Origin of the sequence: Trabulsiella guamensis ATCC 49490 (assembly GCF_000734965.1) — a bacterium.
Taxonomy (GTDB): domain Bacteria; phylum Pseudomonadota; class Gammaproteobacteria; order Enterobacterales; family Enterobacteriaceae; genus Trabulsiella; species Trabulsiella guamensis.
Genome location: NZ_JMTB01000069.1, coordinates 1 through 8,844 on the forward strand (window position 1 = coordinate 1; position 8,844 = coordinate 8,844).

General features: G+C 52.7%; 11 protein-coding genes and 1 pseudogene. 11 read left to right on the forward strand and 1 reads right to left on the reverse strand.

The features are described 5' to 3' along the window. The 9 genes and pseudogenes from GTGU_RS10280 to GTGU_RS10320 all read left to right on the forward strand — a co-directional run. Positions 1 to 544 (forward strand): annotated as a pseudogene (locus GTGU_RS10280) (VirB4 family type IV secretion/conjugal transfer ATPase); the annotation flags it as partial. A gap of 30 nt (positions 545 to 574) precedes the next feature. Next, positions 575 to 1,297, forward strand: coding sequence for a TrbJ/VirB5 family protein (locus tag GTGU_RS10285; RefSeq protein ID WP_038156402.1), 723 nt, complete (start codon positions 575 to 577; stop codon positions 1,295 to 1,297). Between the two features lie 7 nt (positions 1,298 to 1,304). Beyond that, on the forward strand, positions 1,305 to 1,547 hold the full coding sequence (locus GTGU_RS10290; protein WP_038156404.1) for an EexN family lipoprotein: 243 nt from the start codon (positions 1,305 to 1,307) through the stop codon (positions 1,545 to 1,547). A 2-nt stretch (positions 1,548 to 1,549) separates the two neighbouring features. Beyond that, the gene (locus GTGU_RS10295) at positions 1,550 to 2,659 is read left to right on the forward strand and encodes a TrbL/VirB6 family protein (protein WP_038156406.1); all 1,110 of its coding nucleotides are present in this window, start codon (positions 1,550 to 1,552) and stop codon (positions 2,657 to 2,659) included. A 245-nt stretch (positions 2,660 to 2,904) separates the two neighbouring features. Next, positions 2,905 to 3,588 (forward strand): VirB8 family type IV secretion system protein, encoded by a 684-nt coding sequence (locus tag GTGU_RS10300; protein ID WP_038156409.1) that lies wholly within the window; start codon positions 2,905 to 2,907, stop codon positions 3,586 to 3,588. Continuing rightward, a complete protein-coding gene (gene virB9 / locus GTGU_RS10305) occupies positions 3,588 to 4,523 on the forward strand; it encodes a P-type conjugative transfer protein VirB9 (protein WP_038156411.1) in 936 nt (311 codons plus the stop codon). Before GTGU_RS10300 ends, virB9 begins: the two co-directional genes overlap by 1 nt. Continuing rightward, entirely contained in the window at positions 4,516 to 5,721 is a 1,206-nt protein-coding gene (virB10, locus tag GTGU_RS10310) for a VirB10/TraB/TrbI family type IV secretion system protein (RefSeq protein ID WP_038156414.1), read from the forward strand. The genes virB9 and virB10 overlap by 8 nt, the downstream gene beginning before the upstream one ends. Then, the gene (gene virB11 / locus GTGU_RS10315) at positions 5,711 to 6,736 is read left to right on the forward strand and encodes a P-type DNA transfer ATPase VirB11 (RefSeq protein WP_038156415.1); all 1,026 of its coding nucleotides are present in this window, start codon (positions 5,711 to 5,713) and stop codon (positions 6,734 to 6,736) included. Before virB10 ends, virB11 begins: the two co-directional genes overlap by 11 nt. Next, the gene (locus GTGU_RS10320; RefSeq protein ID WP_038156418.1) at positions 6,733 to 7,134 is read left to right on the forward strand and encodes a cag pathogenicity island Cag12 family protein; all 402 of its coding nucleotides are present in this window, start codon (positions 6,733 to 6,735) and stop codon (positions 7,132 to 7,134) included. Before virB11 ends, GTGU_RS10320 begins: the two co-directional genes overlap by 4 nt. 45 nt (positions 7,135 to 7,179) lie before the next feature. On the opposite strand, the gene GTGU_RS10325 is transcribed toward GTGU_RS10320, so the two are convergent. Then, positions 7,180 to 7,446: a DUF2798 domain-containing protein gene (locus GTGU_RS10325; protein ID WP_051857323.1), complete on the reverse strand. Its 267-nt coding sequence runs from the start codon at positions 7,444 to 7,446 to the stop codon at positions 7,180 to 7,182. Positions 7,447 to 7,820: 374 nt separating this feature from the next. Between GTGU_RS10325 and GTGU_RS27025 the strand changes: the two genes are divergently transcribed. Continuing rightward, positions 7,821 to 8,027, forward strand: a complete 207-nt coding sequence (locus GTGU_RS27025; protein WP_425427426.1) for a hypothetical protein — start codon at positions 7,821 to 7,823, stop codon at positions 8,025 to 8,027. Positions 8,028 to 8,317: 290 nt separating this feature from the next. After that, positions 8,318 to 8,626 carry a hypothetical protein gene (locus GTGU_RS10335; RefSeq protein ID WP_038156423.1) on the forward strand — a complete coding sequence of 103 codons (309 nt, stop codon included), beginning with the start codon at positions 8,318 to 8,320 and terminating at the stop codon, positions 8,624 to 8,626. Positions 8,627 to 8,844 lie beyond the last annotated feature (218 nt).

Genomic DNA, 8,844 nt, shown 5'->3' on the forward strand with positions numbered 1-8,844 from the left:
AATATCATTCTACCTGCTGTACCGCATCACCAGTCTGCTTGATGGCCGTCGCCTGGTCATCTTTATGGACGAGTTCTGGAAGTGGCTGCGTGATCCGGTATTTAAGGACTTCGCGTATAACCGGCTGAAAACCATCCGTAAGCTCAACGGGATGCTGGTTGTCGGCACACAGTCACCGGCTGAGATTATTCAGGACGATATTGCCCCGGCGGTGATTGAGCAGTGCGGGACACAGATACTGGCAGCCAACCCCGGCGCAGACCGTGTTCACTACGTTGACGGCATGAAGTTTGAGCCGGAGGTGTTCGACGTAGTGAAACATCTCGATCCGCAGGCTCGTCAGTATGTTGTTGTCAAAAACCAGTTCCGGCGCGGGGATACCCGCCGCTTTGCTGCCCGTGTGACGCTCGACCTGTCCGGTATCGGAAAATACACAAAAGTGATGAGCGGAAGCACGGATAACCTTCAGATCTTCGACACGCTTTTTCAGGAAGGAATGCAGCCGCATGAGTGGCTGGATGCCTACCTGGCAAAAGCACTCTGACTCCCCTGCCAAATGTAATGAGGTCACATCATGAACATAAACACAAAACGCCTGAACGTGCTTTTATTGTGCGGCGTACTGACAAGCCCCCTAGTCAGTGCCAGCGGTATTCCGGTTGTGGATGCGGTTGCCAATGCGCAGGAAATGGCGCACTGGACCGAAAAACTTAAACAATGGGCGGAGACCGCACAGCACTACCGCAGCCAGATACAGGCATATAAGGAGCAGCTTGCCACGGCTACCGGCATTCGTGATATTGCCGGTTTTGTGGACCAGGCCAGAAGCCTGAAGTCCGATCTTGAAAAACTGCGTCAGCCGGGTCAGGCGCTCAACGAACTGCTGCGCTCTGGCGGTGCATCAGGGCAGTTCGACGCGCTGTATGAGAAATACAAAATATTCGATACCTGCAAGGCTGAGCAGTCAAAATCCTGGGCTGATATTTGCAGGCTGCAGGTGATTAATAAGGCCGTCCAGTTTGAGCAGACCGATGAAATACAGAAGCAGGTCAGCCAGATGCTGGGCGAAATTAATACCCTGTCAGACAGAGTGGCATTATCTGTGGATACAAAAGAGTCTCAGGACCTGGCAAATGCCATTCAGCTAAAATCTGTTATGCTTAATACGCTCACCACACAGTGGGAAATGAGCGTAAAAGCCGCCGAAAACCGTGAACAGGTACTTGAGAATGAGCGTGTTAAACGCTGGAATCAGCAGCAATTAACGGCACCGACCGCAGATCTGAATAACATATGAGGCCATTATGCATTCAAATAAAACCATTTCATTCGCAACTGTGTTTTTATTTTTCATCCTCATTGGCTGTGAGGATGAAGCAAAAACCACAAAGTGGTATCGGGATCATCCTGATGAATTAAAAACAGTTTATGACAAGTGCCAGAAAACAGGTTCTGCATCTGAAAACTGTAAACACGCTAATGAAGCTCATTACCAGATAAAGCAATTAAATGCACCAACTCCCGATTTAAATAACCTGGAGGAATAGATATGAGCGGCGGCATTTTTGTTGGTGTTGAAAAATACCTGATCGGTGGTGTCACAGATGCCACCAAAGGATTAATGATGCAGTATTCCACAATGATGACAGGGCTGGCGGCAGCATCAGCCACCCTCTATATCCTGTGGCGTGGCTATCAAACACTGGCAGGGAAGCTGTCCTCTCCGATGGAAGATGTAATGTGGGATCTGATGAGAATGGCGATTATTCTCTCTTTCGTCGCTAACCTGAATGGTTATCTGGATGGTATCATTGATGCGATCAACGGGATCAAAGATGGTTTTACCGGCAGGGAGAATATCTGGCAACTGCTCGACAGTTTATGGAGTCAGGCCAAAACTCTCGGTAAAACCCTTCATGATATGGATGAATCGACAGTCGTAAAAGATGAAGGGATGACGGCGCAGTTATTCGTATGGGGTGGTATTTCAGTATTAATGATCGTCTGTGCTTTTGTATCAATGATTGCGGAGATCATGATCTTATTACTTGGTATTACGGCACCGGTATTTATTTTCTGCCTGATGTTTGGCTTTTTACGACCGATGTTTAACAACTGGCTGCAAAATATTTTTTCAGGGATATTAACAGTTTTGTTTTCAGCATTATCCCTGAATATTGTCATCACCTATTTAAACGCTGTATTAAAAAAGGCGATAACTGTAGCTTCTCAGTCGACAATTGTCGAACTGGGTGCTCAGGTCTTTCTGGCAGGAATATGCGCAGCAGTACTTATTTATTTTTCTGCCAGACTGGCCGGGGCACTGGCTGGCGCGGGCGCAACAGCCTCCATGCAGGGACTCGCGGCCATCGGTCTTGGTGCAGCATTCTTTGGTGCCGGAAAACTGGCTTCGGGAGCGGGAAGCGATACCCGCCGCGCCATCCAGGACAATATTCAGGGCTGGAAAGCAGCCGGGACGGGTAAGGCTGGCCCGCCACCCGGTGGGGGCGCGGGCTATAACGCTGCCAGGGCGCGAAAATACGCCATTGAGCAGATAATGGCCCGTAACGAAGCCCGAAGACTCGCCCAGGAAAGGGCTGATGCCGTTCAGCGGCATCATGCACCACCGACCGGCCCTTCCATCACACGGAACTCTTAACCGCCCTGTTAATCCCGACCCGAAACCACCTTAGCTGTAACTCCCCCGTATATCAGCGATGAAAATATAACCGCCGTTTTCATCTGCCTTATCAACTCTGAGGAAATATCCGATGAAACGCTTAATTGCGCTGGCTCTGCTGTGCGCGTTATCCGGCTGCGCACGCTCCCCTTCTCCCGAACCGGCCTTCAGAGGCCAGGGGGAACCCGTCAACAGTCCACATATAATCGCGGAGTTAACCCGTTATGAGTGAACAGTCCCTGATTAATGATGCGCTCAGTTTTGAGCAATACATGAATGACCGGGATAAACGCGCTGCGAAAGCAGGGTTTATTACCGGTGCAGCGGGTCTGCTGACCGCCATTCTGGCGCTGGTCGCCGTCATTCTGATGCTGCCGCTGAAGCAGACCGTGGTGGAGTTATACACCGTGGATAACCACACTGGAAGGGTGGAACACGTCACCCGTGCCTCAAAAACCGCGCTGACCGCAGAAGCGGCTTACCAGAAAGCGATGGTCGCGAACTATGTCAGACTGCGTGAACGCTATATTTACCCGGCACTTCAGGATGATTACGAAACGGTGCAGATCTACAACAGTCCCCAGGTCAACGGGGACTATCTGGCCCTGTATGCGGGTCCGGCAGCTCCGGATAAGGTCTGGCAGGACGGAGCGCACAGCATCAGAATTGAAATCCTCTCCAGTATGCTGACCGACGGTACCGACCCCGATAAGGTCGCCACCCTGCGTTATAAAAAAATCATCCGTCGCCTTGCCGATAACCACATCCGTACCGAGTTCTGGAACGCCCGTCTGACATTTCACTCCGCTCCTGAAAAAGAGATGAGTGACGCAGAGCGCGAGATCAACTGGTCCGGCTTTACCGTCACGAGCTGGCAGGCCGATCGCGAGATCCGGGGAGAAATGTGATGCGAAATATCCTGTCCATTCTTTTGATTCTGTACATACTGGCAACCGCTGAAACAGCCTGGGGGGCAGCCATCCCCCAGGCCAGTCGCTATGACGCACGTATGCAGCAGGTTATCTACAATCCGCAGAACGTCACCGTCGTTAACACCCGCGCGGGCTTTATGACCACGCTGGTTTTTGACAGCGATGAGGCTGTTCTCAGTGCCCGTCCCGGTTTTGAAGAGGCATGGGAAGCCACGCCGGACGCCAACCGGGTATCCGTTCGCCCGGTGGCGCTGGTCCAGGGTGCCCCCGGTGAAGACGGTAACACCACGCAGGTCGTCATTCCGCCCAACGGGCGCGACTGGCGAACCAATCTGTTTGTGGTCACGAACAGGCGTTTCTATAATCTTGAACTGAATGTTACCGACGACACATCCGCTCAGCCGTCCGCCTTTCAGGTGACATTTCGCTACCCGGATGACGCGAGAAATAAGGCGCAAAACAATGCCGCCAGCCGCCTTGCACAATGGCAACACCAACAGGAACGGATGGCAGTACAGAAAACGCTGTCCGCCGCACAGCGCCCCCGCAACTGGAATTTCCTGAAATATCCCGGTCGTGGCAGTGACGGGATTACCCCCGATTTTGCCTTTGACGACGGACGTTTCACATTCCTCGGCTTTTCCCCCCATAAACGTATTCCGTCGGTGTTCCGCTGGAATGACGGCCAGGAACAGACGACCAACACCGGAATACAAAAACAGGGCAGTTTCACCGTGCTGGTTATTCAGGAAATCACACCCCGTCTGGTTCTGCGCTCGGGTCATACCGTGGTCGGTGTGGAAAACCGCAGCGCGGGCCATATCCGTCCCCCCGACGGGACGACGGTTTCCCCGCAGGTTGAACGCGTGGAAAAACCGGTTCCTGACCATCAGGAGGATCACCATGAATGACAACGTGAAAATCGCTGAACCCGCAGAGGATAACGTGACAGAGCCTGAACGTGAAGCCCGCGCAAGGCGTGAGACGGAACTGCGTCAGGCACAGCAGGAAGATAAAGGACAGGAGCAAATCCGCCCCGCCGTCACCCGGCTGAAAAAACGCCGACACGGCAGGGCGACTGCCCTTTTTGCCCTTCTGGCTGTTGCCCTTATTGTGCTGGCGTGGTGCAGCAACTGGATCTACCGCTCGTTTATCAGGCAACCACCGGAAACCAGGCAGCAGGCGGAGACCGAAGCGCCGGGCAGAACCGACTACCGATTGCGTACTGATCTGGGCCAGCACACGGCGGTTCAGCCGGAAAACGAACCGCAGACCCGACGCCAGGAAACAGACCTGCCCCCGGCGATCACACCGGATACCAACCGGCTTGATAAAGCCCGTTTTCTGGTTCGACGAGAAAATACGGCAGGGACACAGAGAACCGTACGCACCCGGCAGGATGAGATGACAGCAGTCACCTCATCACCAGGCGGAATGGCAGAAACCAGCAAGGTCTCTCTGCCGGATACCGCAGGTACGCAGCCGGTACGGCGTATTCCTTATGATCCAGACCTGTATGTCCCCGAAAACACCGCGATCCCCTGTTCGCTGGATTATCGTTTTGTATCTGATCGGGCAGGGAAGATCCGCTGTACGGTCACCAGCGACATCTGGAGCGCCAGCGGAAATACAAAGCTGATTGAGAAAGGCACGACCGCCAGCGGGATTTACCAGACTGGCCGGGAAAATGGTATGCAGCACGGACAGGGACGCGCATTTATCATCATCACGAAACTACGTAGCCGCCAGTCGCCTTATCTCGATATTCCGCTTGTGGATACCAGTGCTGCCGGACCGCTTGGAGAGGCCGGAGTGGATGGCTGGATCGACAGCCATTTCGGACAGCGGTTTGGCGGGGCCATGATGGTTAGTATGATCCCCGATATTGCCGCATGGGCATCCGACAGTGCAGGTAAAAAGGATCGCAACACGGATTACACCGAAAACAGCCGCCAGGCGATGGCGGAAATGGCCCGCACCACGCTGGAAAACAGCATCAACATCCCCCCCACACTGTACAAAAACCAGGGCGAAATCATCAGTCTGGTCACCGGGCAGGACATCGATTTTTCAGCCATCTACACGCTGAGGATGAAACATGACCGTTAAAAACCTTTCTCTGGAGCGCTACCGGCAACGCTTTTTTGGCGATTTCCTCGCCCTGCCGGGTCTCACGGAAATCGCCGTCAACCGGCCTGGTGAGTTGTTCACAAAAATCGACGGACGCTGGACGCAGCACACCGTCAGCCTGGACTATGACGACTGTTACGCCTTCGCCCGGTGTCTGGCAAAACACCACGGCGACAATATTGAGGATATCAAACCAGGGCTGTCGGCCACGCTGGAATCCGGAGAGCGCTGTCAGATTGTCGTGCCCCCGGCCTGTGAGCGCGGCACGGTATCCATTACCCTGCGTAAGCCATCACAGATACACATCCCGCATCAGCGCTATATCAGTGACGGATTTTATCACCGGGTGACCGGTACTGAGCAAACGCAGACGCACGATGAAGAGCTGACGGCGCTGTATAACGCCCGTGACATTCCCCGGTTTATGGAAAAATGCGTCGGGTACGGCAAAACGCTGGGCGTTGCCGGTGAGACCAGCACCGGCAAAACCACTTATATGAAGATGCTGGCGGATTACATTCCTGAACATCTTCGCCTCACCACGATTGAAGATAACCCTGAGATCCGCTTCTTCAGACACAAAAACTACGTCCATCTGTTCTACCCGTCAGAAGCTGCCGGGGAAACGGGGTCGATTGTCACCCCGGCCAGCCTGCTGCGCTGGAACTACCGCATGAACCCCGACCGCATTCTGCTGACCGAGGTCCGTGGCGGTGAAGCCTGGGATTTTCTCAAAATCACCGGCTCCGGCCACGAAGGCAGCATGACGTCCATTCATGCGGGATCAGCGCGGGAGGCCGTGGATGGTTTTATCACCCGCTGTTATGAGAATCCTCAGTGCGCCCGTCTGCCCTACAGCTTCCTGCTGCGCAGGGTGCTGGACAGTCTGGACGTGATTGTCAGCATCGATCTTGACGGAAACGTGCGCCGGATGAACGACATCTATTTTCGCCCTCTGCACCGTCACCACTATATGGAGGAAATGCGGGCATGAGACAACACATCATCATTCCTCTGACTGCACTGTTGCTGTCAGCCTGCGGATCACCGCCGCCACCGCCCCCTGTGCCGTGGGACACACCCGGCAGGGTGGTCAATGCCACGCTGCCGCAATGGCAGGAAAACAACACCATCATTCCGTCATCGTCACCGGCAGGTTACTGGTCAGTGGTCATCCGGGCGTTCAGCCCGCAGAATACCGACAGGACGCCTGGCGAGTATTATGCTGTGGCGCATGCCACACGAATTGTTGTCGAAGCGCCCGTGGCGGCTGACTGGTTCAGGGCAAAAGGCTGGCTGCGCCAGCATGGTGCACAGGGCGTGATCGGCTGGCAGCCAGCCCTGAATTGCCTGGCCTGCAATGAAACCCGCATTTACCTTTCGCATGAATAACTGATGTAAGAAGAAGGCTGCGCTCAGCAGCCTTTCTGAAAGAACTCAGAGATCTGTGTCTGGCTGGTTAACCAGGGTACTGACATTCTGAGTCGCAGGTCTGCATATCAGATAAGCCAGCTTAACGGACAGAGGCCAGGCGATCATCGTCAGTATAAAAGCTATCGGCCACGCCATCAGAAACTGTCGCGGCCAGAGTTCAAACCACTGCGCTGTCGGGCCTGTGGCAATCAGTAACATAATGCCCGACATGGACAATGCCATCATAAATGTCATTAAAAGCTGAGAAACCAGAATCGTACGTTTGTCCATCTTAAATACCTTAATTATGGATGGACGGCGTACTTCCGCGTAAAGAAGAGGCACCATCCATCGGGTTGATGTTGGTGCCGTGGGTTAGGTGAGTCTGATGCTCACCGACTTCATCTCATGCGACCACGAGGGCCGGAATAACCACACCGGCCTTAATCTTTTCGGCAGAACAAATCTATCAACTGACAGTTAAAAACTCAAGGAGCCTTTTTAGCATCATCACCATCTGGTCGAATTCTTTCTTCAGTGAGGAACACATTATGAAAAAAATCACTTCTGTGGCGGTTTCACTGTGCCTGTTTATTTTTATTTCTGGCACAGTGAATGCCCGTAAAAATGTGGACCCGAATGACCCGTGTGACGTTACCGTCTGTATGTATGGTGAAGTCACCGGTCATTCACAACAGGAATGCCGCAGTGCTGTCAAAAAATTTTTCAGCATGAATGCGTTTAAAAAACATCATCGCTTCAGTCCGGGTAAAACACTGAATATGCGCAGACAGTTTCTCGGCCAGTGCAAAAGTGCAGCCCCGGATGCCGTCAGCCAGATATTATCGCGATACGGACGTGTAAGAGGATGATACAGGAACCGGACTATAAATAAAGCGCGTAAAGTCGCGCTTTATTTTTCCAGACAGACATTTCGCACGTAATAATAAAAAGGTGACTACGATAAATACATCCATAACAAACAACAACGGTTATAACAGAAAACGCCGGAAGCGGGAATTTACTTTCTGTTATTACGCGCATCTGCCAAATGAATGACAGGGACGCCTGTTCCGAAAAACAGTAATGCAGGTAAAGGGCTCACCGGTTACTGTGCATTATATTATCATCAGTGAAAAAAATTCACCGGAGGAAACACCCCATGAATAACGCGTCCGGTTTATTTATCCGTAATATTTACTCCGGACATCATGACCGGATATCAGTCACGACCGTATTTAACCGTATTTCGCAGGCGGCGGAAAAAAGAAGCGGACTTCATGATTCAATCTATGTCAGTCTGCTGATTACCGGCCTGCGTGAATATATTGACAGCCTGAATGAAAAAGATGCTGAAACACTCACGCTGTATGCAGAATACCGGGGTATCCACACTGACGATGAACATTATTTTCAGGCACGGGAGGCCGAAAATAAATACCGCGAGGCTCTGTCCTGTGACCGGATATAAACGCCACAGACATGACCACTGTCACATCCTTCACCGAACCGACAGACGATGCCGTTCAGGCTTCCTGAATGGCGGCTTCAGTTTCGGAGAAACTGTTAAGACGGCCAGGCAGGAAGTGGTGCGCGGACAGAAAATTCAGTTTCGAAGAAACGGCTAATTTTCAGGGACCGCGCCCACCTGCGAACATTTGCCCAAAGCAAATTGAGCAGGCCGGGGGG

Bases quoted from the DNA above. Each gene is read 5' to 3' on its own strand.
- GTGU_RS10295 (WP_038156406.1), top strand. From the start codon at position 1,550: ATGAGCGGCGGCATTTTTGTTGGTGTTGAAAAATACCTGATCGGTGGT.
- GTGU_RS27025 (WP_425427426.1), top strand. From the start codon at position 7,821: ATGTATGGTGAAGTCACCGGTCATTCACAACAGGAATGCCGCAGTGCT.
- virB10 (WP_038156414.1), top strand. From the start codon at position 4,516: ATGAATGACAACGTGAAAATCGCTGAACCCGCAGAGGATAACGTGACA.
- GTGU_RS10300 (WP_038156409.1), top strand. From the start codon at position 2,905: ATGAGTGAACAGTCCCTGATTAATGATGCGCTCAGTTTTGAGCAATAC.
- GTGU_RS10325 (WP_051857323.1), bottom strand. From the start codon at position 7,446: ATGGACAAACGTACGATTCTGGTTTCTCAGCTTTTAATGACATTTATG.
- GTGU_RS10290 (WP_038156404.1), top strand. From the start codon at position 1,305: ATGCATTCAAATAAAACCATTTCATTCGCAACTGTGTTTTTATTTTTC.
- GTGU_RS10335 (WP_038156423.1), top strand. From the start codon at position 8,318: ATGAATAACGCGTCCGGTTTATTTATCCGTAATATTTACTCCGGACAT.
- virB11 (WP_038156415.1), top strand. From the start codon at position 5,711: ATGACCGTTAAAAACCTTTCTCTGGAGCGCTACCGGCAACGCTTTTTT.
- GTGU_RS10285 (WP_038156402.1), top strand. From the start codon at position 575: ATGAACATAAACACAAAACGCCTGAACGTGCTTTTATTGTGCGGCGTA.
- GTGU_RS10320 (WP_038156418.1), top strand. From the start codon at position 6,733: ATGAGACAACACATCATCATTCCTCTGACTGCACTGTTGCTGTCAGCC.
- virB9 (WP_038156411.1), top strand. From the start codon at position 3,588: ATGCGAAATATCCTGTCCATTCTTTTGATTCTGTACATACTGGCAACC.